The 21,806-nt window shown below is 70.7% G+C and carries 24 protein-coding genes; 8 read left to right on the top strand and 16 right to left on the bottom strand.

All coding sequences use genetic code 11. From position 1 onward, the window contains the following. Positions 1-2 precede the first annotated feature (2 nt). Genes ACO073_RS27840 through atpD form a run of 6 tightly spaced genes read right to left on the bottom strand, consistent with a single transcriptional unit; the run spans position 3 to position 3,384 of the window. Positions 3-248 (bottom strand): F0F1 ATP synthase subunit C, encoded by a 246-nt coding sequence (locus ACO073_RS27840; RefSeq protein WP_422002356.1) that lies wholly within the window; start codon positions 246-248, stop codon positions 3-5. Beyond that, positions 245-937 (bottom strand): F0F1 ATP synthase subunit A, encoded by a 693-nt coding sequence (locus ACO073_RS27835; RefSeq protein ID WP_422002354.1) that lies wholly within the window; start codon positions 935-937, stop codon positions 245-247. The genes ACO073_RS27840 and ACO073_RS27835 overlap by 4 nt, the downstream gene beginning before the upstream one ends. After that, entirely contained in the window at positions 937-1,212 is a 276-nt protein-coding gene (locus ACO073_RS27830) for an ATP synthase subunit I (protein ID WP_422002352.1), read from the bottom strand. The genes ACO073_RS27835 and ACO073_RS27830 overlap by 1 nt, the downstream gene beginning before the upstream one ends. Further along, positions 1,209-1,529: an AtpZ/AtpI family protein gene (locus ACO073_RS27825; protein ID WP_422002350.1), complete on the bottom strand. Its 321-nt coding sequence runs from the start codon at positions 1,527-1,529 to the stop codon at positions 1,209-1,211. The genes ACO073_RS27830 and ACO073_RS27825 overlap by 4 nt, the downstream gene beginning before the upstream one ends. Further along, positions 1,526-1,948, bottom strand: coding sequence for a F0F1 ATP synthase subunit epsilon (locus ACO073_RS27820; protein ID WP_422002348.1), 423 nt, complete (start codon positions 1,946-1,948; stop codon positions 1,526-1,528). Before ACO073_RS27820 ends, ACO073_RS27825 begins: the two co-directional genes overlap by 4 nt. Next, on the bottom strand, positions 1,945-3,384 hold the full coding sequence (gene atpD / locus ACO073_RS27815) for a F0F1 ATP synthase subunit beta (RefSeq protein WP_422002346.1): 1,440 nt from the start codon (positions 3,382-3,384) through the stop codon (positions 1,945-1,947). Before atpD ends, ACO073_RS27820 begins: the two co-directional genes overlap by 4 nt. 157 nt (positions 3,385-3,541) lie before the next feature. Between atpD and ACO073_RS27810 the strand changes: the two genes are divergently transcribed. Continuing rightward, the gene (locus ACO073_RS27810) at positions 3,542-4,432 is read left to right on the top strand and encodes an NAD(P)-dependent oxidoreductase (protein ID WP_422002344.1); all 891 of its coding nucleotides are present in this window, start codon (positions 3,542-3,544) and stop codon (positions 4,430-4,432) included. Here ACO073_RS27810 and ACO073_RS27805 read toward each other — a convergent pair. Then, entirely contained in the window at positions 4,378-5,343 is a 966-nt protein-coding gene (locus ACO073_RS27805) for a hypothetical protein (RefSeq protein ID WP_422002342.1), read from the bottom strand. The two genes, ACO073_RS27810 and ACO073_RS27805, sit on opposite strands and share 55 nt — an antisense overlap. A gap of 86 nt (positions 5,344-5,429) precedes the next feature. On the opposite strand from ACO073_RS27805, the gene ACO073_RS27800 reads away from it, so the two are divergent. Further along, a complete protein-coding gene (locus tag ACO073_RS27800; RefSeq protein WP_422002340.1) occupies positions 5,430-6,179 on the top strand; it encodes a TetR family transcriptional regulator in 750 nt (249 codons plus the stop codon). On the opposite strand, the gene ACO073_RS27795 is transcribed toward ACO073_RS27800, so the two are convergent. The 8 genes from ACO073_RS27795 to ACO073_RS27760 form a co-directional block, all read right to left on the bottom strand. Then, positions 6,062-7,375: an MFS transporter gene (locus ACO073_RS27795; RefSeq protein ID WP_422002338.1), complete on the bottom strand. Its 1,314-nt coding sequence runs from the start codon at positions 7,373-7,375 to the stop codon at positions 6,062-6,064. The two genes, ACO073_RS27800 and ACO073_RS27795, sit on opposite strands and share 118 nt — an antisense overlap. 19 nt (positions 7,376-7,394) lie before the next feature. After that, entirely contained in the window at positions 7,395-8,375 is a 981-nt protein-coding gene (locus ACO073_RS27790; protein WP_422002336.1) for a 2-hydroxyacid dehydrogenase, read from the bottom strand. Positions 8,376-8,445: 70 nt separating this feature from the next. After that, the gene (ppa, locus tag ACO073_RS27785) at positions 8,446-8,979 is read right to left on the bottom strand and encodes an inorganic diphosphatase (RefSeq protein WP_422002334.1); all 534 of its coding nucleotides are present in this window, start codon (positions 8,977-8,979) and stop codon (positions 8,446-8,448) included. A gap of 8 nt (positions 8,980-8,987) precedes the next feature. Further along, complete coding sequence (locus tag ACO073_RS27780; RefSeq protein WP_422002332.1) at positions 8,988-9,362, bottom strand: hypothetical protein; 375 nt, start codon at positions 9,360-9,362, stop codon at positions 8,988-8,990. Between the two features lie 229 nt (positions 9,363-9,591). Then, positions 9,592-9,900, bottom strand: coding sequence for a hypothetical protein (locus ACO073_RS27775; RefSeq protein ID WP_422002330.1), 309 nt, complete (start codon positions 9,898-9,900; stop codon positions 9,592-9,594). A 2-nt stretch (positions 9,901-9,902) separates the two neighbouring features. Next, a complete protein-coding gene (locus ACO073_RS27770) occupies positions 9,903-10,220 on the bottom strand; it encodes a hypothetical protein (protein WP_422002328.1) in 318 nt (105 codons plus the stop codon). A gap of 95 nt (positions 10,221-10,315) precedes the next feature. Then, the gene (locus ACO073_RS27765) at positions 10,316-12,124 is read right to left on the bottom strand and encodes a sodium:solute symporter family protein (RefSeq protein WP_422002326.1); all 1,809 of its coding nucleotides are present in this window, start codon (positions 12,122-12,124) and stop codon (positions 10,316-10,318) included. A gap of 16 nt (positions 12,125-12,140) precedes the next feature. Further along, on the bottom strand, positions 12,141-12,407 hold the full coding sequence (locus ACO073_RS27760; RefSeq protein ID WP_422002324.1) for a DUF4212 domain-containing protein: 267 nt from the start codon (positions 12,405-12,407) through the stop codon (positions 12,141-12,143). 226 nt (positions 12,408-12,633) lie between these two features. Here ACO073_RS27760 and ACO073_RS27755 point away from each other — a divergent pair, with 226 nt between their 5' ends. The 4 genes from ACO073_RS27755 to ACO073_RS27740 are packed head-to-tail and all read left to right on the top strand — an operon-like array spanning position 12,634 to position 16,022. Beyond that, the gene (locus ACO073_RS27755) at positions 12,634-13,239 is read left to right on the top strand and encodes a hypothetical protein (protein WP_422002322.1); all 606 of its coding nucleotides are present in this window, start codon (positions 12,634-12,636) and stop codon (positions 13,237-13,239) included. Next, positions 13,236-13,898 carry an exonuclease domain-containing protein gene (locus tag ACO073_RS27750; protein WP_422002320.1) on the top strand — a complete coding sequence of 221 codons (663 nt, stop codon included), beginning with the start codon at positions 13,236-13,238 and terminating at the stop codon, positions 13,896-13,898. Before ACO073_RS27755 ends, ACO073_RS27750 begins: the two co-directional genes overlap by 4 nt. Further along, positions 13,858-15,363 (top strand): DUF294 nucleotidyltransferase-like domain-containing protein, encoded by a 1,506-nt coding sequence (locus tag ACO073_RS27745; RefSeq protein ID WP_422002318.1) that lies wholly within the window; start codon positions 13,858-13,860, stop codon positions 15,361-15,363. The genes ACO073_RS27750 and ACO073_RS27745 overlap by 41 nt, the downstream gene beginning before the upstream one ends. Positions 15,364-15,395: 32 nt before the next feature. After that, entirely contained in the window at positions 15,396-16,022 is a 627-nt protein-coding gene (locus ACO073_RS27740) for a response regulator transcription factor (RefSeq protein WP_422002316.1), read from the top strand. Here the strand turns inward: ACO073_RS27740 and ACO073_RS27735 are convergent. After that, positions 15,985-19,449: a NahK/ErcS family hybrid sensor histidine kinase/response regulator gene (locus ACO073_RS27735; RefSeq protein ID WP_422002314.1), complete on the bottom strand. Its 3,465-nt coding sequence runs from the start codon at positions 19,447-19,449 to the stop codon at positions 15,985-15,987. The two genes, ACO073_RS27740 and ACO073_RS27735, sit on opposite strands and share 38 nt — an antisense overlap. Before the next feature lie 93 nt (positions 19,450-19,542). Here ACO073_RS27735 and ettA point away from each other — a divergent pair, with 93 nt between their 5' ends. Together ettA and ACO073_RS27725 are read left to right on the top strand one after the other, a co-directional pair. After that, complete coding sequence (ettA, locus tag ACO073_RS27730; protein WP_422002313.1) at positions 19,543-21,216, top strand: energy-dependent translational throttle protein EttA; 1,674 nt, start codon at positions 19,543-19,545, stop codon at positions 21,214-21,216. Between the two features lie 18 nt (positions 21,217-21,234). Then, complete coding sequence (locus ACO073_RS27725) at positions 21,235-21,768, top strand: FUSC family protein (RefSeq protein ID WP_422002311.1); 534 nt, start codon at positions 21,235-21,237, stop codon at positions 21,766-21,768. Positions 21,769-21,806: the final 38 nt, after the last annotated feature.

Below are 21,806 nucleotides of genomic sequence, written 5' to 3'. Positions count from 1 at the left end.
TGCTAGTGCACGAAGGGATTGGCGAACAGGACGAGGAGCGCGATGACCAGACAGTAGATCGCCGTGGTCTCGATCATGGCGAGGCCGACGAACAGCGTGCGCGAGATCGTGCCCGCCGCCTCGGGCTGGCGCGCGATGGCGTCCATGGCCGCCGCGACCGCCCGCCCCTCGCCGAGGGCCGGGCCCATGGCGCCGAACGACACGGCGAAGGCGGCGGAGACTATGCTGACGATTTCCAGCCAGTTCATGACGATTTCCCTTCCTTGTCCGGGCCGGCCTGGCCCTCGGCAATGGCGCCGCCGATGAAGACCATGGCCAGCACGGTGAAGATGTAGGCCTGCACGGCGCCGGTCAGCAGATCGAGCGCCATCAGCGGGATCGGCACCAGGAGGCCCGCCAGCGACAGCACGATGCCGATCACGAAGACTCCGCTCATGACGTTGCCGAACAGGCGGACGATCAGCGAGAAGGTGCGCGTGAATGTCTCGACGACGTTCAGCGGCACCATCAGCACGTTGGGCTCGGCGAAGGTCCGCAGATAGGCGCCGAGGCCGCGGCTGCGGACGCCGTAGTAGATGACGGCACAGAACACGATCAGCGCCAGCGCCGCGTCGGTCTCGAGATGCGCGGTCGGCGGATCGACGCCGGGAATCAGCGAGGACCAGTTGGCCGCCAGGATGAACAGGAGGATCGTGCCGAGCAGGGCGATGTAGGGCGCCGGCGAGGTGCGCAGCGTCTCGCGGATCAGCCCCTCGATGGCGCCGACCACGACCTCGATGGCCGCCTGCCGGCGCGACGGCACGACCTTCAGGCGGGCGGTCAGCGCGGCGGCGCCGCCGGCCAGCAGCGCCATCAGTCCCCAGGTCACCACCACGGGCTCGGTGATCGGGACCGGGCCGACGGTGAACAGCACGCGCGCGAGGAGCGGCGAGTCCATCACGCCCTCGCCAGGCGACGCACGAGCAGGGCGCGCGACCCGACGAGGCCGGCCGCGGCCGTCAGGAGCGGCACGGTCCCGCCGGCGATCGCCACCGCGGCCAGGACCGCGCCGACCAGCGCCAGCCGCAGGAGCTGGGCGCCGAAGGCCGCGGCGAGCGAGCCGCCCGCCACGAACAGGTGCGCGTTCCAGCGCAGCGACAGGACGTGCAGCACGCCGACGAGAATGCCGAGGCCGAGCGATGCCGCGGCGAGGAGGAGCGAAGGCAGGGTCATTGGCGATGTATCCACTTCCAGGCCGAATAGGCTCCGATTCCGATTCCGACGAAGAGCAGCGGTGCGCTCCAGAAGATGCCGGTGCCGAAGCGATGATCGAGCCATCGTCCGGCGAACAGGCCGAGCAGGGTCGGGGTGACGACGATCCAGCCCAGCACGCCGATCTGCCCGACATACCGGGCGACCGACGGTGCGCCCTCGCTCAGCCACCGCCGCCGGCGCTCGCCTTCGCGCCGAGCTGCCCCGACCATCGGGTCCTCGGGCGGGTCCTCGAGCGGATCCTCGGGCGGCGGCGCACCCGGCGACGGGTCGCTCATGCGCCGCCCTCCGCGGTGCCGCCGCTGTCGGGACGCAGGTAGCGCACGATCTGGCGGATGACCCGCATCTGGAGCTGCAGCCCTTCGGTCCGCGCCGCCCGCTCGTCGTCGCTGCGCCGGCTGAACGCGGCCAGCACGCCGGTCTCGAGCCGGTCGAGATCGTCGTCGGCGATGGCCTCACGCGTCGCCACGGCGACTTCCTTTCCGTCGACTACCGACAGCACGCCGCGGCGCACGGCACAGAAGCCGCGCCTTCCGTCGCGCCGCTCCCAGCTCACGATCGATATGGTCAGCGCCGTCAGGAAGTCGTCGTGGCGGTCGAGGATGCCGAAGCCGCCGCTCTCGTCCTCGGCGCGCACCGACCGCACGTCGGGCTCGTCGACGACCACTTCGGTCGGGGTGGCGATCAGGAGCCTCATGCCGCCTTCCCGGTCGCGGCGGCCGCTTCATGGCGCCGCCGCACGTCGTCGAGATCCCCCGCCATGTAGAACGCGCTCTCGGCCCAGCCATCGCCGACGCCGTCCAGGATGGCGCGACATCCCTTGAGGGTCTTGGCGAGCGGCACCGAGCGGCCGGGCTTGCCGGTGAAGGCCTCGGTCACGGTGAAGGGCTGGGTCAGGAAGCGCTGCAGGCGGCGGGCCCGGCTGACCGCCAGCCGGTCGCGCGCGCTCAGCTCCTCGACGCCCAGCAGCGAGATGATGTCCTGCAGCTCGACGTAGCGGGCGAGCGTCTCGCGCACCTGTTCGGCGATGCGGTAGTGCTCGTCGCCGACCACCGCCGGATCGAGCAGGATCGACGAGGAGCGCAGCGGATCGATGGCGGGATACATGCCCTCGGCCGCCATCGACCGCGACAGCACGATCATGCTGTCGAGATGGCTCGAGATCGCCGTCACCGCCGGGTCGGTGAAATCGTCGGCCGGCACGTAGACCGCTTCGATCGCCGTCACCGACTGGCCGCCCACCGAGGCGATGCGCTCGTGCAGGCTCGCCACCTCGCTGGCGAGCGTCGGCTGGTAGCCGACGCGCGAGGGCAGCCGGCCGAGCAGGCCCGACACCTCGCTGCCCGCCTGAACGAAGCGGAAGACGTTGTCCATCAGCAGCAGGACGTTCTGGTGCCGGACGTCGCGGAAATGCTCGGCGATGGTGAGCGCCGTGAGCGCGACGCGCCAGCGCGCGCCCGGCGGCTCGTTCATCTGGCCGTAGACCAGCACGCTGCGGTCGAGCACGCCCGAGCGGCGCATCTCGGCCAGCAGCTCGTGGCCCTCGCGCGACCGCTCACCGACGCCCGCGAACACCGAGATGCCCTGGTAGCTCTGCACCATGGCGTGGATCAGCTCCATGACCACGACGGTCTTGCCCACGCCCGCCCCGCCGAACATCGCGGCCTTGCCGCCCTGCGGCAGCGGCGCCAGCAGATCGATGACCTTGATGCCGGTCTCGAAGATCGCGGTGGCGGCACTACGCGCACCGAGCGGCGGCGCCGGCCGGTGGATGGGCGCCCGCGGCAGGCCGGCCGGCAGCGCCGGCCCGTCGTCGCGCACCGTGCCGGTGACGTCGAGCAGGCGGCCGAGCACGTCGTCGCTCACTGGCACCGTGACCGGCCCTCCGGTCGCGCGCACCGGCGTGCCGCGGCGCAGGCCGGCGGTCGCCTGAAGGGCCACGCCGCGCACCGTGCCGGCGTCGAGATGGGCCTGGACCTCGACGATCAGCGGCCCGTCGCCGTCCCAGTCGACGACCAGCGCCTCGTCGATGCGCGGCAAGGCGGAGTCGAAGGCGATATCGACCACGGCGCCGCGCACGGTGAGCACCCGGCCCGTCGTCTCCGTCGCTGACGCCGCGATCCGATCATCCATGCGTCCACCGTCCTCTGCCAATGCGGGAAGAAGAGGAACAGACAGAGCATTGTAGGCACGATCGCTCCTTGTTCCAGATCAACGGCCTGCGGCACGACCGCCTTGAAGCATCCCCGGCGGGCGTGGGAGCCTGCGCGAAAGCTGCGAGGAACGCGCCATGACGACGACACTTCGGGTCGGCCTTCTCGGGCTCGGCAACATCGGCCGCGCCGTCGCGGCCAACCTCGCCGAAGCCGGCTACGCCGCGACCGCCGTGCGCCGCCCCTCGGCCGCGGACTTCCCGCGCCTCGCCGAGAGCGCAACGGCGCTGGCGCGCACGAGCGACGTCGTCATCGCCGCCCTCGCGAGCGAAGAGGCGATGCGCGCGGCCTATCTCGGCGAGGACGGTCTGGTCGCGGGCGCCCATGCCGGCCTCACGGTCGTCGACATGGGCACCTTCCCGGTGGCGTTGAAGCAGGAACTCGCCGACGCCCTGGCGGCGCGCGGCGCCGCCATGCTCGACTGCCCGGTCAGCGGCACGCCACCGGTGATCCGCGCCCGCCAGGGCGTGCTGTTCGCGAGCGGCGATCCCGCCGCGATCGACCGCTGCCAGCCCGTCCTCGACGCCATCGTCCCGACCAGCCATCGGGTCGGCCCGTTCGGCGCCGGCATGGCGGTCAAGCTGGCGGCGAACCTGCTGGTCATGGTCGGGACCTTCGCGACGGCGCAGGCGATGCTGCTCGGCACCCGCTCCGGCATCGACCCGCGCCGGCTGGTCGAGGCCATCGGCTCGTCCTTCGCGTCCAGCCCGGTGTTCGCGGCGCGCGCGCCGCTGATGGCCGAGGGACGCTATCGCCCGGCCCCCGGACCGGCGCATGTCATGCTGAAGGACCTCGGCTATATCGATGCCGAATGCCGGAGGCTCGGCATAGAGGCGCCGCTGCTCGCGCCGACGCTGCAGTGGTTCGCCCGGCTGGTCGAGGCCGGCCACGCCAACAGCGAAGGCGCGGCGATCTACGAGCTGCTGAAGGAAGCCTCGCCCGTCGCCGCGCCGGGAGCGGCCGGATGACGGGCGGCGTCCCGGGGCTCGGCGCCGCGCCGCGGCCGGAAGCAGGCGTCGAACGCCGCATCGATGATCGCCAGCTTGACCGCCTGGGCGTCCGTGTATTCGCGACGGAAACCCGCCGACACCCACATCACCGAGTGGCCGCGGCGGCCCTGCCAGCCGATGCTGCCGAGCGCCTCCGCCTCACGCAGCTTGCGCGCGAGATGGGTGGGCGAAAGCTTCAGCCGCTGCGCCATCACGCCGACCGACACGACGCCGGTCGGAACGCGCTCGGCGTCCGCCGAAGCCTCGTCGATGCCCGCGATCAGCCAGTCCATGACCTGCCCGCCATTGTTCAGCCAGGTGAACAGCGAGAAGGTGCCGGTGGGCTGGCGCACCGGCGTGGATGCCAGCAGCGCGTCGGCGATCAGCGGTTGCAGCACGGCGAGCGACTCGGGATGGGCGAGGAACGCCTCGAGCCGACGGCCGCCGTCCAGCATGTCGAGCGTCCCGAGGTGGATGCCGAGCCAGCCGCGCAGCGCGTCGAGGCTGGCCGCCGTCGGCTCGATCGGGCGGGCGCGCCGGTCCTTCGACTCCGGCGCCGGCTGCGCGAAGCCGTACTTCAGCATCTCCTTGAGAAAGGCGTCCGCGGTGTTGCGGCTCGCCACGCCGTGCTGCTCCACGAGGTCGAGAAGCTTCGCCGTCCTGATGCCGGGTCCGCCATTGTTCGGACCGCTGCGGAAGTAAAGGGCGAGTGCCGCCTGGCCCATCAGCCAGCGATGCTGCGTGCCGAAGACCGAGGACAGGCGCGGGCTGCCGTCGAATGCCTGCAGCAGGAGCTGCGACTGCCGGCGGATGGCGGCGTGCAGGGCCGGATGACCGGCGATGTCTGCCGTCGTCAGGGGGATCGGGTCCGGCTCGATCGACACATCCATCGCTTTGCACCGAGGCTGGAAACGTGGAGCGGAAACGACGGTCCGACTTCTCATACTTCTCAGATTTGTGCAATATGAGAAGACGCATGACAGCTGCCCCCTCCCCTATCGGCGCCCTGGCCGGCACCCTGGCCGAGCGCCTGCGGCAGGCCTTCCTGGATCACGGCTACGAGCAGATGACCATGAGCGGCCTGGCCCAGCTCTGCGGCTTCAGCCGGCGCGCCCTCTATCACCATTTCTCCAGCAAGGAGGAGGCCTTCCGCCACTGGCTGGACGTCTACGGCCGCGAATCGATCGATCGCGGCCTCGCTGCCGGCCGGCGGGTGCTGGACGGCGGCGGCGATGCGGTCGACGTGATCGTCGAGGTCATGGACGTACGCTACGGCGACGCGCGCCGACGGCTCGGCCGCTCGCCGCACGCGCTCGAGATCAACGACCAGGCCTTCCGTCGCGGCCGCGATCTCATGGTGGCGGCGGCCGTCGACTTCCAGGCCCGGGTCGCCGGCCTGCTGGTCGAGCTCGAGGCCCGTCGCCTGCTGCGGCTGAAGCCCGGCGTCACGCCGGCGGCGCTGGCCCAGAGCCTGTGCGACGGCGCGCGGGGCACCAACCAGGCGCTGCCGCCGATCGACGGCGAGCGACTGCCCCGGCGCTACCGGACCATCATCGAGGCCATCCTCTACGGCGCAGCCGTGCCGGCGCAGGGTCGCAAGCGGCCCGCTCAGGCGGCGGAAGAGGCGCGCCCGGGGACGCGGCGGACGCGGCCCGGGCCGGCCAGCCAGATCGCGGCCGCCGAGACGACGCAGCAGCCGATCGCGAGGAAGAAGGCCAGGCGATAGCTGCCCGTGGCGTCGTGGATGAGCCCGGTCACCCACGGCCCCGCGGCCCCGCCGCAGATCAGCGCGATGGTGAGCGTGCCGAAGATCGACCCGTAGTGCGGTCCCTCGAAGATCTCGAGCACGATCGGCCCCATCACCGAGGTCATGGCGTAGCCCAGCGTGCCCTGCGAGATCACCATCAGCCAGAGCAGCACCGGCGAGGGATCGGCCTCCATCGCGACCAGCGCGCCGTAGCAGATCGCGAAGCCCAGGCAGCCCACGGTCCAGACCGCCTCGCGGCCGATGCGGTCCGACAGGCCGCCCAGCACGATCTGGCCGGGAATGCCGACCACGCTCACCACGCCCAGCGCCCACGCCGCGACCACGGGCGAGTAGCCGACCTCGATCAGGTACTTGGTCTGGTGCACCTGCACGGCGTACCAGGCGAACAGCGCGCCGGTGAAGCCGATCGCCAGCCACCAGAAGCGGGCGGTGCGCACCGCGCGCGCCAGAGTCCATTCGACCGACGCCCAGGCGGGGTCGACGATGTTGGACGCGGCGCGGGCCGCGCCCGCGCTGCCGCCGCCGGCCGCGCCATCCGGCTCCAGCCCCAGCTCCTGCGGCCGGCCGCGCACCAGGAGGTTGAGCGGTCCCAGGGCAACGAGGACCAGCAGGCCCATCGCCCAGCAGGAGGCGCGCCAGCCGTCGGCCAGGATGATCCCCTGCAGCCAGGGCAGCAGCACGATCGCGCCGGCGCCGACGCCGGAAAAGGCGATGCTGATGGCGAGGCCGCGCCGCTGCACGAACCAGTTGGGCAGGAACAGCGAATGGGCCGTGAAGCTCATCAGGTTGCCGCCCGCGCCCACCAGGACGCCGAGCGTCGCGTAGAGATGCCAGGGGCTTTGCGTCAGCGGCGCCAGCAGCAGGCCGGCCGCCGTCAGGACGACGCCGGCCTCGATCACCAGCCGCGGGCCGCGCCGGTCGATGACCCGCCCGACGAACGGGCTCAGCACGGCCGACACCAGGAAGCCGAAGGAGAAGGCGCCGGCCGCGACGCCGCGGTCCCAGCCGAACTCGTCGAGCAGAGGCGGCAGCAGCAGCGAGAAGGCGGTGCGCGCCGTCACCGCGATCGCCATGGTCACGAAGGCGACGGCGATGATCACCCAGCCATAGAAGAACGGCAGGCGTGCGGCCCAGCGGGCGAGGGATCCGGTCATGGGTATCGGGCGCTCGCGCTCAGGGCGCCGGTGCGATCTCGTTGAGCGGTGCCTCGCCGTGCGCCGTGCGGGCGATGTTCGCGGCGATCAATCCGGCGCGCGCCCGCATCATGCCGTCCGTCCAGCCGGAAACGTGCGGCGTCATGAGGACGTTGGGCAGCTCATGGAAGGGCCGGTTCGCCGGCGGCGTCGGTTCAGCGGACACCGGATAGCGATACCACACATCGATCGCCGCGCCAGCCAGCCGGCCGCTCGTCAACGCGCGATAGAGGGCGACCTCGTCCACCACCTCGCCCCGCGCGACGTTCACCAGGTATGCGCCGGGTTTCATCAGCGCCAGGCGTCGCGCATCGAGGAGGTTGCGCGTGGCCGGCGACAGAGGCAGCGTGACGGCGACATGGTCTGACCGGGCCAGCAGCTCGTCCAGCCGGTCGGGGCCGCCCAGGAACTGCAACCCCTCCGGCACGGCGGCCGCAGCCCGCGAGCGGACGGCGCACACCTCCATGTCGAAGGCGAGCGCACGCCGGGCCAGCGCGGTGCCGATATGGCCGAAGCCCAGGATGCCGAGAGTCCGGCCGGCGAGTTCCGGCCACAGCGCCGGAACCGCTGCGCCGACGGCCCATTGGCTGCGCCACTCTCCGCGTCGCAGCGCGCCATCGACAGCGGCAAACGACCGGGACAGCGCCAGCATCGCACCCATGATGTACTCGGCGATGGCGGTCTCGTGACCATGGACATTGGCGAGCCGGGTCCGGGGACCGAGAACGTCCCGCGCGATCCGGTCGAGCCCTGCGCCCGGCACCTGGACCAGTCTCAGCCGCGGTGCGGCAGCCGCCATCGCCGCCGTGAATCCCATGGAAACCAGCACGTCCACGTCGGCGAGCCGCGGCAGGATCGCCGTCTCGTCCTCCTCCACGAGAAGGGAGCAAGGGACGGACAGGAGCGGACGCACCGCGTCGAGGAGCCGGACCGCGAAAGATCCCGCGAAAGCCACCTTCATCGATCTCACCTCGTCGTCAGGTGAGCCGGAGCAACCGGGCAGGGCAACTACCTGGCAGGTAGTCGCCGCGTCACGTGCGGGCGCGGGCGCGCTCGATGGCCTCGGCGATGAGGCGGCGGGCCTCGTCGACGTCGCCCCAGCCCAGCAGCTTCACCCACTTGCCGGGCTCGAGGTCCTTGTAGTGGACGAAGAAGTGCTCGATCTGGTGGCGGGTGATCTCGGGCAGGTCGGTGTGCGTCTTGACGCCGACATAGCGCTGGGTGATGCGCGAGGACGGCACCGCGATGATCTTCTCGTCGCCGCCGCCATCGTCCTCCATGCGCAGGACGCCGATCGGCCGGACGTTCATCACCGCGCCCGGGATGATCGGCCGCGTGTTGGCGACCAGCACGTCGATCGGATCGCCGTCGTCGGAGAGCGTGTGCGGAACGAAGCCGTAGTTCCCGGGGTAGCGCATCGGCGTGTAGAGGAAGCGGTCGACCACCAGAGTGCCGGCCGCCTTGTCCATCTCGTACTTGACGGGCTCGCCGCCGATCGGGACCTCGATCACGGTGTTGACGTCGTCGGGCGGATGGTGACCGATCGAGATGGCGTCGAGATTCATGGGAGCCCCTACCGAGAACCGCCGCCGATGGCCAGGGCGATGGCGCACATCGACAGCGCCATGAAGGCGCCGAGGCGGGCGTGGCTGTAGTAGGCGTCGGCCAGCGCGCCCCCGATCATGGACTGCAGGCGGTCGCGCGGCAGCGCCGGCTCGTCCTCGATCATCAGCCACACCTCGGTGCGGCGGTAGTTGCGCTCGCGGGCCGTCCAGCCCCGCCAGAACAGGATCACCGAAGCGATCGTCACGAACAGCGCGCCGCTGCGGACGGCGATCCACGGCTCGCTCGAGAAGCCGACCATCGCCGTCACGATGGCCATCATCACGAAGCCGCAGCCGCGCCGCACCGACACTTCTGCGTGCCGCCTGATGTCCTCGTAGGTCATGCGCGGGAGCTTAGCGTCCCGGCCGAATTCGACCAACGCCGCGTTGCCGCAGCACGCCCGTCGCCCGACCGCGGGGCTCCAAACTACAGTGGTTGCGGGGACATTCCCGCGGGGAAGACAGGGGCCGGCGAAGCCCGCCTCGCGGGCGATTTCGCGCTCGAAGCGTGCGGGAAGTCGTCCCGCCAGGAAACGCTCGCCCGTACCACCGCCCCAGGCTCCGACGGCGCCGTCACCCGAAGCCACGCAGCGCCGGCAGCGTGAGCACCGCGGCGCCGGCCAGCCAGATGGCCAGCGGCACGCCGCCGCCCCGGCCTCGGTCGATCAGCCGCTCGTAGAGGGCCGCGGGAACGCCCGAGACGAGCAGCGTCGCCGTGGCGACCAGCAGCGAGCTGAAGAACAGCACCCAGCCGACCGAGCGCGGGAACACCTCTGGCATCAGGACCGCCGCGACCGGCAGGGCGACGGCGAGGAACGGCGAGAAGAGCCCGTTGAGGATGCTGATGCCCACGATCGCGAACAGGACGAAGTTGCGGTCCATGGTCACCCCGCCGCCTGCGGACGGGGAGTCAGCCCGAACTGGTAGAGCACCATGAAGAGAAGGACGCGCAGCATCGCGACCCAGAACGCGGCGACGGGCGCGAGCAGCACCGGGGGAACCGCCGACGGCGTCACGAAGGCCGCCGGGCGGTAGATCCACTCGGTGAGCCAGCGGAAGGAACGGTAGATGTAGTTGGGGCTGTCGGGCGGCAGGAAGAAGGACAGGAAGAAGCGGCCGAACAGGCAGTAGAAGACCAGCGACAGGAAATAGTTGGGCAGGTGGAAGTACCAGTAGCTCCACCAGATGTCCTGGGTCCCCACGCCGTGCCCTCCCGCTCCTGCAACCTAACCCGGCCGCCACAAAAAAGCAGGACCCCTCGCGGGGTCCTGCTGCGTTTTCGCGACCGCCTGGACGGTCAGGTGGCGCCCGCCACCACGCCCCGGGGGACGCGGATGGAGTCGACGAAGTCCTGCATCTCCTTCGACGGCTCGGGCGTCATCAGGCTGACCAGCCAGGTGACGATGAAGGCGACCGGCAGCCCGAACAGGGCCGAGGAGATGTTGCGGATGCCGAACCACAGGTCGGTGCCGAACATCGACCGGAACGTCTCCGGCGCGTAGCGGGTCATGACGAGGTAGAACAGGCAGACCGCGAAGCCCGCCATCATGCCGCTGATCGCGCCGACCTTGGTCGTGCGCTTCCACCAGATGCCGAGCACCAGCGGCGCGAACAGCCCCGCTGCGGCCAGGGAGAAGGCCCACGCCACCATCTGGATGATGCCCGACGGCCGGGTGCCCGCCACCGCCGCGGCGATAAGCGCCACGACGATCAGCAGGGAGCGCGCCACGATGAGGCGGCGGGCGGTCGAGGCCTTGGGATCGATCATCTTGTAGTAGACGTCGTGGCTCAGCGCGTTGGCGATGGCCAGCAGGAGGCCGTCGGCGGTGGAGAGCGCCGCGGCGAGGCCGCCCGCGGCCACGAGGCCCGAGACGACATAGGGAAGGCCGGCGATCTCCGGCATCGACAGGACGATGATGTCCTGGTTGATGACGAATTCCGACAGCTGGAGGATGCCGTCGCTGTTGCCGTCCTTGATAGTCAGCAGGCCGCCGACCTGGGACCAGTTCTGGACCCACGCCGGGAGCTGCGCGATCGGCTGCCCGATCACGTTCTGGTAGATCTCGAGCTTCGCGAAGGCGGCATAGGCCGGCGCCGTGAAGTAGAGCAGGAAGATGAAGAAGATCGACCAGGCGACCGAGTTGCGAGCTTCACGCACGCTGGGCGTCGTGAAGTAGCGCATCAGAATGTGCGGCAGCGAAGCGGTGCCGATCATCAGGCAGAGGACGAGCGCCCAGAAGTTGTTGAACTCCTGCCAGGTGAACTCGCCCTTGGCGTTGGTGAAGGCGTCGGTGAAGTGCTTGGCGATGCCGAGCTTGTTCTCGAGCTGGGTGATCTGCTCGAGCGCCTGACCGTAGGTCAGCTCGGGAATCGGAATGCCGTACTTCTTGGTCGACAGCCAGATCACCGGCACCAGATAGGAGATGATGAGGATGATGTACTGGGCCACCTGGGTCCAGGTCACCGCCCGCATGCCGCCCAGCATCGAGCAGACCAGAATGCCGAGCAGGCCGACGAAGATCGCCAGCTCGAACTGGATGCCGAGGAAGCGCGACGTGATGATGCCGATGCCGAAGCACTGGGCGACGATGTAAGTGAACGACGCGGCGAAGAGCACGATCACGCCGCACAGGCGGGCGCCGTTGCCTTCGTAGCGGGTGCCGAGGAAGTCGGGCACCGTGAACTGGCCGAACTTGCGCAGGTACGGCGCGAGCAGGATGCCGACCAGCACGTAGCCGCCGGTCCAGCCGAGCACGTAGCCCAGCGCATTGTAGCCGCCGAGATAGATTCCACCCGCCATCGAGATGAACGAGGCGGCGCTCATCCAGTCGGCGCCGGTGGCCATGCCGTTGTACAGCGCCGGGACCTTGCGGCCGGCGACGTAGTATTCCGACAGATCCATCGTGCGCGACAGGATGCCGATGTAGGCGTAGACGCCGATCGTCAGGATCACGAAGCAGTAGCCGATGATCTTGTTCGGCACGCCCATCTGCTCGAGAACGGCCAGGATGAGCGTGAAGACGATGAAGCCGCCGGTGTAGCCGCCGTAGATCTTGCCGAGATTGCCGATGAAGCCGCTACTGGAGGCAGAACTGGTGTTGGCCATTTGGATCTCCCCCCGCTCAGTCTTCGTGGACGCCGAACTCTTCGTCGATCCTGTTCTGCGCCACCGCGTTCCAGGCGCACAGCACGACGAAGGCGATCAGCGAACCCTGGGCGGCCATGTAGAAGCCCATCGGGAAACCGAAGATCACGATCTCGTTGAGCTGCACCGCGAAGAGCTGGACGAAGAACCCGAAGAAGATCCACAACCCGAAGATGGTCCACATCAGCCGGGAGGTTCTGCGCCAGTAGCGTTGCATCTGGGCAGCGTCGAGTTTCTCAGCCATGCCGGTTTCTCCTCCTATTTTTTTCAGCTTTTAGGTGCACCAGACGCGACGGGGCGCACGCCGGCGACGGGCGATGGCGGCGGACTAGATTCGGACTCGCAGCGCATACTGTGCTGTGTCCTCCCCATGGCGCCGTGATGCGGCGCTCCTAGCTTCTTGCTGCAAACAGAGTACTCTGCCGCACGGCCGCCACAATCAGACCAAAGTCGAAGGCCCGGGCTTCAAGATGCTGTCCTTCTTCAAGTCGTTCCTCCCCAAGCCCAAGGTACGGACACTTGCTGCGTTGCAGCAATTTCTCGACGGCGAGGCCGCCTATCTCGCACAACGCTCGATTGTGGACTTCACGCGCAACGAGCTCGGCATCCTGAGCTCGCAGGCGTTCGGCGATCAGCGCTTCCAGGACCGGCTGGCGGTGTCGCGCTGGGACGGGTTCGCCGGCGTCCTCGCCGACATGATCGTGCTGACCCAGGCCTGCCTGCAGACGGCAGGGGCGCCGCGCGACAAGCTGGATGCGCGCCTGGGCGACCTCTATGCCACGATCCTTGCCGGCCATCCCGTTCCCGATCACCGGCCCGAAGGCTGGACCGCCGAAATCGCCGCCTTGCGAGCCCGCCTCGCCAGCCGCGGCGACGAGCCGGCCAGCCCGCAGGCCTATGCCGAAGCGACCGGGGCGCGCGTGTTCGAGACCCTGCCCTTCGCGCCGCGCGATCCGGTGGAGAACCGCATGGTCCTGTGCAATGCGCTGGCCTTCGGCATGATCGCCTTCAACGATCGGCTGCGTCGGCTGCTGATGGCGCCGGCGCTGCGCGACGAGCTGGTCGCGGCCGGATGAGCATCGCGGCCCTGCTCGGCCGCTACCTGCGCCGCCCCGAGCCGCGCGGGCGCTGGAACGGCTTCGTGCACACGCCGCTCGATCGCCTGCCGATGGTCGCCATCGACTGCGAGACGACAGGTCTCGATCCGCGCCGCGACCGCATCGTCTCCTTCGCCGCCATCCGCATCGGCGAGGGCCTCGCGGTGGCCGAGCAGCCGACCGTCGACCTGCTGATCGATCCCGGGATCGACATCCCGGCGCGTGCCGTGGCCGTCCACGGTCTCGATCGCCGGAGACTGGCCGGCGCACCGACCTTCGACGCCGCCTTCCCCGCGATCGCCGACAGCCTGGCCGGCGCCGTCGTGGTCGGCCACGTGGTCGGCTTCGACCTCGCCATCATCGGCCGCGAGGCCGCCCGGGCGCGCCTGCCCTGGCGCGAGCCGCCCAGCTTCGACACGGCGGGCCTCGTCGCCGCGACCGCGCATGCCCACCAGCATCTCGACCTCGAGGACCTGCTCGGCCGGTTCGGCATCGAGCGTCGCGGCCAACGACACACGGCGGCCGGCGATGCGCGCATGGCCGCCGACCTGTTCGTCGCCCTGGCACGCCGCCTGATCGGCGACGGCCGCGGCACCTATGGCGGCGTGGCGGCGCTGCAGCGCCCGCCGCGGCCGTGACGCCATGGACACGGCGGCGCTCGAGCGGCTGGATTCGTTCCCCTACCGTCATCGCGCCAGCGAGCTGATGACCAGCCCCGTCGCCGCGGTCGACGCCGCCCGGCCGCTCGCCGAGGCGGCCGGGCTGATGGTCGAGCGCGGCACCAGTTCGGTCGTCGTCCTGGCCGCCGACGGCCGGCTCGCGGGCATCGTGACCGAGCGCGACATCCTGCGCGCGGTGACCGCCGGGAGCGGCGGCCTCGCCGTGCCGGTATCGTCGGCAATGTCCGCGCCGGTGCATGCGATCGAGGCCGACGCGCCGCTCTACCGGGCGCTCGCCCGCATGAGCCGGCTCGGCGTTCGGCATCTGCCGGTGGTCGACGACCATGACCGGCCGGTCGGCATGCTGACGACGGGCGCCCTCCTCAAGCAACGCGCGGCGACGGCGCTGTCGCTCGGCGACGAGATCGCCTGCGCCGGGGACGGCGCGGCCCTGGCGGTGCAGCACGGCAGGCTGCCGGATCTGGTGCGGGCCCTGCGGCGGGAAGAGGTGAGCGCAACCCAGGTCTCCGCGGTCGTGGCCGGCATCACGCGCGACCTCACCGCCCGGGCCGGCGAGCTGGCGCTGGCCGAGATGGAAGCGGCCGGGCGCGGCCCTCCGCCGGCGGCGTGGTGCCTGCTGGTCCTGGGGTCCGCCGGGCGGGGCGAATCGCTCTTGGCGCCGGACCAGGACAACGCGCTGATCCACGAGGGCGGCCCGGGCGACGACGCCTGGTTCGCCGATCTCGCCGGGCGCCTGAACCGGCTGCTCGACCAGGCCGGGATTCCGTACTGCCCCGGCGGGGTGATGGCAAAGAATCCGGCCTATCGGCATTCCCTCGCCGGCTGGCAGGCCGAGATCGACTCCTGGGTCGCCCGGCCCCGGCCGGAGGCACTGCTCGGCGTCGACATCTTCTACGACTTCGTGGGCATCCTCGGAGAGCGCCGGCTGGCCGGCGCCCTGCGGCGGCACGCGGTGCACGCCGCCGGGCGCGCGCCCACCTTCCTGCGCCTGCTGGCGGCGGCCGGAGAGAATGTCCCCAGCCCGACCGACCTGCTTGGCCGGCTGCGCACCCGCGAGGGCCGCATCGACCTCAAGAAGCACGGCCTGTTCCCCATCGTCGCCGGAGCCCGTGCCGCGGCCCTGGCCTGGGGATCGGCCGCGACGGGAACCGATGCGCGCCTCCTCGAGACGGCGGCCAAGGGCGCCTTCGCCGAGGAGGCCGCGCAGTCGCTGATCGAGGCCCGCGCGATCATCGTCGAGGCGATCCTCGAGCAGCAGCTCGAGGACATCGCGGGCGGCCTGGCCGCGGGCAACCGCGTCGATCCCCGGCGGCTCGGCCGCAAGGCGCTCTCGCGGCTGCGGGAAGCGCTCGCGATCGCAGCGCAGACGCCGGAGATCGTGCACGACGCGCTGAGCAACCGCCCGATCACGCTCGCGCCTTGACGCGGCGCGAGGGCGCGGCTCAAGCTCGCGCCATGGTGGAGACGCCCGCCTTTCTCGTAGCCGACGACCATCCGATGGTGCGAGAGGCGCTGGCGTCGGCCCTCGCCCAGGCCTTCCCCGGCGCCCGCATCGCCACGGCCGCGGCCCTGCCGCAGGTCGAGGCGGCGCTTGAGCGGGAACCCGAGACGGATGCACTGCTGCTCGACCTCGACATGCCCGGGATGGACGGGCTGACCGGCGTGGCCCTGCTGCGCTCGCAGCATCCCATCGTGCCGATCATCGTCGTTTCGGCGGCGCGCGAGGCGACGGTCGTGCGGCGCGCCTACGAGTTCGGCGCCTCCGCCTACATCGACAAGTCCGCCGCGCTCGAGGAGATCGTCCGGATCGTGAGCGCCGTCCTCGACGGCGAAGTCTTCGACCCGCCCGAGGAGGCGCTTGCCGATAGCTTTCCCCAGCGGGCCAGTCAGCTGACGCCGCAACAGTGGCGGGTGCTGGCGCTCATGGTCCAGGGCGACCAGAACAAGCAGATCGCCTTCAAGCTGGGCGTCGGCGAGGCGACGGTGAAGGCCCATGTCACGGTGATCCTGCGCAAGCTCGGCGTCCGCTCGCGCACCCAGGCCGTCATCGAAGCGCGGGGACTGGCTCTTCCTCCGACCTGACGCGGTCGCGCAGCCGCAGCAGGGCGCGGAGCGCGGCCGGCTTCACCGGCTTGTGCATCAGCTCGACCCGCTGGGCGCGCGCCCGCAGGCGAAGTGTGGGATCGCGGTCGGCCGTGATCAGGGCCGCCGGCACCGTGCGGTTCCAGGTCCTCCGCAGTGCGTCCACGACCTCCAGCCCGTCGGGACCATCGTCGAGATGCAGGTCGGCCAGGACGAGGTCGGGCAGCCGCCCGGCGGCCGCGATCTGCGCCAGCGCATCGGCCTGGGACGCCGCCGTCGCCACCCGGCAGCCCCAGCCGGCCAGCAGCGTGGCCATCGCCTCGCGTACCCGGACCTCGTTGTCGATGCAGAGCACGAAGCGGCCCGATTCGATCGAGGCGGCCGGCTGCGGCGCGGGCGCCGCCGGCGCGGCCGCGACGACGGCCGGTGCGCGCGCGACCGTGACCGAGAAGGTCGAGCCCCGGCCCGGCGCCGACGACAGGCCGACCGGCAGGTCGAGCATGCGCGCGATGCGCTCGACGATCGCCAGGCCGAGACCCAGGCCGCGCTCCTCGCGCGGCGCCTCGTCCTCCGGCTGCAGGCGCACGAACTCGTCGAAGATGATGGCCTGCTTGTCGGCGGCGATTCCCGGCCCGTTGTCCCGCACCTCGATGCGCAGCCCGTCGCGCAAGCGGCGGCAGCCCAGCAGGACCCGCGGCGGCCGCCCCTCGACGGCGCCGTAGCGCAGGGCATTGGACAGGAGGTTCTGGAGGATGCGGCGCAGGAAGGCGGGATCGGTCGACACGAAGGCCCGGGTCGGCACGACGACCAGCTCGACCCCGCGGCGGGCCGCCACGGGCGCGAAGGCTGTGGCCAGCGATTCCAGCAGCGGCTGCAGCGCGAACGGCCGGGGCTCGGGCTTGAAGGCGCCGGCATCGAGCTTGGAGATGTCGAGGAGCGCGTCGAGCAGCGATTCGACGGCCCCCAGGCTGGCGTCGACCTTGCCGACCAGGTCGTTGCGCGGGTCGCGGTCGGTCAGCGCCGCGGTGAACAGCCGGGCAGCGTGCAGAGGCTGCAGCAGGTCGTGGCTGGCGGCGGCGATGAAGCGTGTCTTGCCGAGGTTGGCGGCCTCGGCCTCGGCGCGGCTCGCCTCGAGCTCGGCCGTGCGCGCGACGACGCGCAGCTCCAGCGTCTCCGTCGACTGGCGCAACTGGCGGTCGCTCTCGCGCAGCGCCTCGGCCGTTCGCACGCGCGCCGTCACGTCGTTGCACGAGGCGACGAAGCCCCCGCCCGGCAGCGGGTCGAGCCTGAGCTCGATCACGCGGCCTTCGCGTGTGGCGATCTCGTGCGTCTGCGGCATGCCGGGCCGGCGCAGGAGGGCCGCGACGTCGGGTGTGGCGCCGCAGTCGGCCGGCGACGCCCCGACCGCGACCGCCTCGTCGTCGAGCGACAGGAGCGTGGTGAACCGGTCGTTGAAGATCTCCAGCCGGCCGTCGCGATCGAAGGCGGCGATGCCCATGCCGACATGGTCGAGCGTGTTGCGCAGGATCTCGTAGTTGTAGCGGATCGCCTCCGAGGCCTCGTCGATGATCGCCCGCGCGCTGGGCGGCAGGAGGCGGCCGCGCCGACCGTAGGCGGCGACGATGAGCCGGGCCGAGGCCGCGCCCAGCGTGCCCGACAAGAGGCGCTCGGTGCGGATGAGCGCGCTCTCGATCGAGAGCCCCTCGTCCGCCAGGGCGCGGCCGGCACGGTCGGCGCCGACGAAGCGCGACAGCAGCTCGCGCAGCTCGTCGATGCGGGCCGCGTCGGCCGGCGCCGGCCGGCGGGGCGGCTCGGCGCCCTCGCCCCGCGCGTCGGGGCCCAGCACGAAAGCGTCGGCCTGCTCGGCATCGGCGCCGCGGGCGCGCACCAGCAGCGACACGCCGACCAGCAGCAGCGCATTGACGATGATGCCGACCACGAACCCTTGCCCCACCGGGTCGAGCTCGGCCAGCGGCGCCGGCAGGTAGGACTGCAACGGCGCGATCTGGCCCTCGGCGGTGCCCTGGCGCAGGCTCGGCATCAGGAGCGCGTAGAGCCAGACCACGAAGCCGCCGGCGAGGCCGGCCACGACGCCGTAGCGATGGGCCCGCCGCCAGTAGAGGCCGAGCACCAGGCCGGGCGCGAAGTTGGCGACGGCGCAGAAGCTGATCAGGCCCATCGAGGCCAGCGGCAGGTAGCCCGAGATGATGCGTTCGTAGGCGTAGCCCGCCATCAGGATCAGGACGACCGCGGCGCGGCGGACGAACACGACCAGCGGGCCCATGTCGCGCGGCACGCCCGCCCCCCAGCGGCCCTGGCGACGCAGCAGGTAGGGCATGACCAGCTCGTTGCCGATCATCCCCGACAGCGCCATGCAGGCCACGATGACCATCGACGTCGCCGCCGACAGGCCGCCGATGAAGACGAAGGCGGACAGCCAGCTGACGCCGTTGGCCAGCGGCAGCTGCAGCACGTAGAGGTCGGGGCTTGTCTGGGGGCCGAGCAGCAGCAGGCCGGCCGCCGCGATCGGCACGACGAACAGGTTGATCAGGATCAGGTAGACGGGAAACAGCCAGCGGGCCGTGCCGAGGCTCGCGGGATGGCCGTGCTCGACCACGGCGACATGGAACTGCCGCGGCAGGCAGAGGAAGGCCATGCCCGACAGCAATGTCGTGACGATCCAGGTGAGCGGCGAGCCCTCGCGGAAGATGCGCTCCGCGACCGCAGGCGCGGCCTCGACGCGGGCCAGCAGGTCGGCCGGCCCGTCGAACAGCACGAACAGGACGAACGGCCCGACCGCGAGCAGCGCCAGCAGCTTGACCACCGATTCGAAGGCGATCGCCAGCATGACGCCGCGATGCTGCTCCGATGCCTGGACGTGGCGCACGCCGAACAGGATGGTGAACACCGCCATCAGGGCGGCGACGATCAGCGAGGTGTCGGTGTGCACGACGCCGGCGACGCTGCCGGGCGTCGGCGCCGGCGCGGCGATGGTCCGGAACGTCGACGACACGGCCTGGAGCTGCAGCGCGACGTAGGGCAGCACGCCCAGCGTGGCGAACAGGGTGGCCGTGACGCCGACCGCACGGCTCTTGCCGTAGCGCGAGGCCAGAAAGTCGGCGATCGAGGTGACGTTGTGCTGCTTGGCCAGGCGCACCATCTTGCGCAGCATCGGATAGCCCGCGACCACGACCAGCGCCGGCCCGGTGTAGATCAGGATGAAGTCGATGCCGGCCGTCGCGGTCCGCCCGACGGCCCCGTAGAAAGTCCAGGAGGTGCAGTAGATCGCCAGCGACAGGCCATAGACCGCCGGGGCCACCGGCCGGGCCGACCAGTCGCGCGCGTAGCGGTCGCCGAAATAGGCGACGGCGAACAGGAGCCCGAGATAGGCCAGCGACAGGGCGAGGACGGACGATTCCGTCAGCATGCGTGAGCGTTCTCCCGGGCGCATTGAACCCGAGCGTCAGGGCCGCTACAAGCGCGCCCGAACCCCGTTTCTCCCGTCCGACCGGAGCTGCCAATGGCCGCGTACCAGTACATCTATGTCATGAAGGGTCTGAACAAGACCTATCCGGGCGGCAAGCAGGTCCTGAAGGACATCTGGCTGTCGTTCCTGCCCGGCGCCAAGATCGGCGTGCTGGGCCTGAACGGCGCCGGCAAGTCGACCCTGCTGCGGGTCATGTCGGGCCAGGACGACAACTTCACCGGCGAGGCCTGGGCGGCCGAGGGCGCCAAGGTGGGCATGCTCGAGCAGGAGCCCAAGCTCGACCCCAAGAAGGACGTGCTGGGCAACGTCATGGACGGCGCCGGCGAGATGGCGCAGATGCTGGCCCGCTTCGAGGAAGTGTCGAACGCCTTCTCCGACCCCGACGCCGACATGGACAAGCTGATCGCCGAGCAGGCCGAGCTTCAGGAGAAGATCGACGCCGGCAACGGCTGGGACCTCGGCCGCACCGTCGAGATCGCCATGGACGCGCTGCGCTGCCCCCCGAGCGATGCCGACGTCGAGAAGCTGTCGGGCGGCGAGCGGCGCCGCGTGGCGCTCTGCCGCCTGCTGCTCAGCAAGCCCGACATGCTGCTGCTCGACGAGCCGACCAACCATCTCGACGCCGAGTCGGTGGCCTGGCTGGAGCGCCATCTCGGCGAGTTCCCCGGCACCGTGGTGGCGGTCACCCACGACCGCTACTTCCTCGACAACGTCGCCGGCTGGATCCTCGAGCTCGACCGCGGCGCCGGCATCCCGTGGGAAGGCAACTACACGTCCTGGCTGAAGCAGAAGGACAAGCGGCTGGCGCTGGAGGAGAAGGCTGCGGACACCCGCCGGCGCACCCTTCAGCGCGAACTGGAATGGATGGGCCAGAGCCCGCAGGCACGGCGCACCAAGAGCAAGGCGCGCATCGCCGCCTACAACCAGATGGTCGAGGAGGAGCAGAAGGCGACGCTCGACACGGCGCAGATCGTGATCCCGCCGGGCCCGCGCCTGGGCGATCACGTCATCACGGCCGAGGGCATCTCCAAGGGTTTCGGCGATCGGCTGCTGATCGACAACCTGTCCTTCAACCTGCCGCCGGGCGGCATCGTCGGCGTGATCGGGCCCAACGGTGCGGGCAAGACCACGCTGTTCAAGATGATCACGGGCCAGGACACGCCCGATTCCGGCACCTTCTCGGTCGGGCCGACGGTCAAGCTGGGCTATGTCGACCAGAGCCGCGAGACGCTCGATCCCAACAAGACGGTGTGGGAGGAGCTGTCGGGCGGCCTCGACATCATCAAGCTCGGCAACCGCGAGGTCTCGAGCCGCGCCTATTGCGGCTCGTTCAACTTCAAGGGCGCCGACCAGCAGAAGAAGGTCGGCCAGCTCTCGGGCGGCGAGCGCAACCGCGTCAACCTCGCCAAGATGCTGAAGAGCGGCGCCAACGTGCTGCTGCTCGACGAGCCGACCAACGACCTCGACGTCGACACGCTGCGCGCGCTCGAGGAGGCGCTGGCCGACTTCGCCGGCTGCGCCGTCATCATCAGCCACGATCGCTGGTTCCTCGACCGTATCGCCACCCACATGCTGGCCTTCGAAGGCGACAGCCACGTCGAATGGTTCGAGGGCAACTACCAGGACTACGAGGCCGACAAGCACCGCCGGCTGGGCACCGACGCCGACCAGCCGCACCGCATCAAGTACAAGCCGCTGGTCCGCTAGGAGCCGGTCGGGGCGCGCATGAAGCTGCCGTTCACCTGGCCGCCCAAGCCGCCCCGCGACATCCTCGGCATCCGCTTCGCGGTCAACGTCTTCATCGCGACCATCATCGTCTGGTACGCGCTGGCCCACATCGCCGACACCAACCCGATCTGGGCGATCGCCTCGATGGTCGCCGCCTCCGATCCCCAGGTGAACGAGGCGGCGCGCATGTTCCGCAGCCGGCTGATCAACGTGCTGGTCGGCTGCGCCGTCGGGCTCACTTTCCTGATCGTCGGCGGCCCGGCGGAATGGATGCTGCCGCTGGCGCTGGCCGTCACCGTGCTGCTGTCGTCCTACGTCATCCACATCCAGACGATGTGGCGCCAGGCGCCGATCACCGCCGCCATCGTCATCGCCGCCGGCCTCAGCACCCATTCGCGGCTGACCGGCATCGAGCACGGGCTGCACAAGGTGGCCGAGGTGCTGTTCGGCTGCCTGGTCGGACTGCTGGTCTCCTGGCTGATGTCGAAAGTCTGGCCGATCCGCCAGCCGGCGGACTTCAAGGGCCCCTGACCGCCGCCGGCGGCACGAGGGGCGCGGCAACCGCCTCT

This window comes from Reyranella sp., assembly GCF_965229815.1.
Lineage (GTDB): Bacteria > Pseudomonadota > Alphaproteobacteria > Reyranellales > Reyranellaceae > Reyranella.
The sequence above is the reverse complement of the archived record's forward strand: the minus strand, read 5'-3'. Positions and strand labels throughout refer to the sequence as shown.

Coding starts and splice junctions, on each gene's coding strand:
- ACO073_RS27840 (WP_422002356.1), bottom strand. CDS start 248: ATGAACTGGCTGGAAATCGTCAGCATAGTCTCCGCCGCCTTCGCCGTG.
- ACO073_RS27835 (WP_422002354.1), bottom strand. CDS start 937: ATGGACTCGCCGCTCCTCGCGCGCGTGCTGTTCACCGTCGGCCCGGTC.
- ACO073_RS27830 (WP_422002352.1), bottom strand. CDS start 1,212: ATGACCCTGCCTTCGCTCCTCCTCGCCGCGGCATCGCTCGGCCTCGGC.
- ACO073_RS27825 (WP_422002350.1), bottom strand. CDS start 1,529: ATGAGCGACCCGTCGCCGGGTGCGCCGCCGCCCGAGGATCCGCTCGAG.
- ACO073_RS27820 (WP_422002348.1), bottom strand. CDS start 1,948: ATGAGGCTCCTGATCGCCACCCCGACCGAAGTGGTCGTCGACGAGCCC.
- atpD (WP_422002346.1), bottom strand. CDS start 3,384: ATGGATGATCGGATCGCGGCGTCAGCGACGGAGACGACGGGCCGGGTG.
- ACO073_RS27810 (WP_422002344.1), top strand. CDS start 3,542: ATGACGACGACACTTCGGGTCGGCCTTCTCGGGCTCGGCAACATCGGC.
- ACO073_RS27805 (WP_422002342.1), bottom strand. CDS start 5,343: ATGGATGTGTCGATCGAGCCGGACCCGATCCCCCTGACGACGGCAGAC.
- ACO073_RS27800 (WP_422002340.1), top strand. CDS start 5,430: ATGACAGCTGCCCCCTCCCCTATCGGCGCCCTGGCCGGCACCCTGGCC.
- ACO073_RS27795 (WP_422002338.1), bottom strand. CDS start 7,375: ATGACCGGATCCCTCGCCCGCTGGGCCGCACGCCTGCCGTTCTTCTAT.
- ACO073_RS27790 (WP_422002336.1), bottom strand. CDS start 8,375: ATGAAGGTGGCTTTCGCGGGATCTTTCGCGGTCCGGCTCCTCGACGCG.
- ppa (WP_422002334.1), bottom strand. CDS start 8,979: ATGAATCTCGACGCCATCTCGATCGGTCACCATCCGCCCGACGACGTC.
- ACO073_RS27780 (WP_422002332.1), bottom strand. CDS start 9,362: ATGACCTACGAGGACATCAGGCGGCACGCAGAAGTGTCGGTGCGGCGC.
- ACO073_RS27775 (WP_422002330.1), bottom strand. CDS start 9,900: ATGGACCGCAACTTCGTCCTGTTCGCGATCGTGGGCATCAGCATCCTC.
- ACO073_RS27765 (WP_422002326.1), bottom strand. CDS start 12,124: ATGGCCAACACCAGTTCTGCCTCCAGTAGCGGCTTCATCGGCAATCTC.
- ACO073_RS27760 (WP_422002324.1), bottom strand. CDS start 12,407: ATGGCTGAGAAACTCGACGCTGCCCAGATGCAACGCTACTGGCGCAGA.
- ACO073_RS27755 (WP_422002322.1), top strand. CDS start 12,634: ATGCTGTCCTTCTTCAAGTCGTTCCTCCCCAAGCCCAAGGTACGGACA.
- ACO073_RS27750 (WP_422002320.1), top strand. CDS start 13,236: ATGAGCATCGCGGCCCTGCTCGGCCGCTACCTGCGCCGCCCCGAGCCG.
- ACO073_RS27745 (WP_422002318.1), top strand. CDS start 13,858: ATGGCGGCGTGGCGGCGCTGCAGCGCCCGCCGCGGCCGTGACGCCATG.
- ACO073_RS27740 (WP_422002316.1), top strand. CDS start 15,396: ATGGTGGAGACGCCCGCCTTTCTCGTAGCCGACGACCATCCGATGGTG.
- ACO073_RS27735 (WP_422002314.1), bottom strand. CDS start 19,449: ATGCTGACGGAATCGTCCGTCCTCGCCCTGTCGCTGGCCTATCTCGGG.
- ettA (WP_422002313.1), top strand. CDS start 19,543: ATGGCCGCGTACCAGTACATCTATGTCATGAAGGGTCTGAACAAGACC.
- ACO073_RS27725 (WP_422002311.1), top strand. CDS start 21,235: ATGAAGCTGCCGTTCACCTGGCCGCCCAAGCCGCCCCGCGACATCCTC.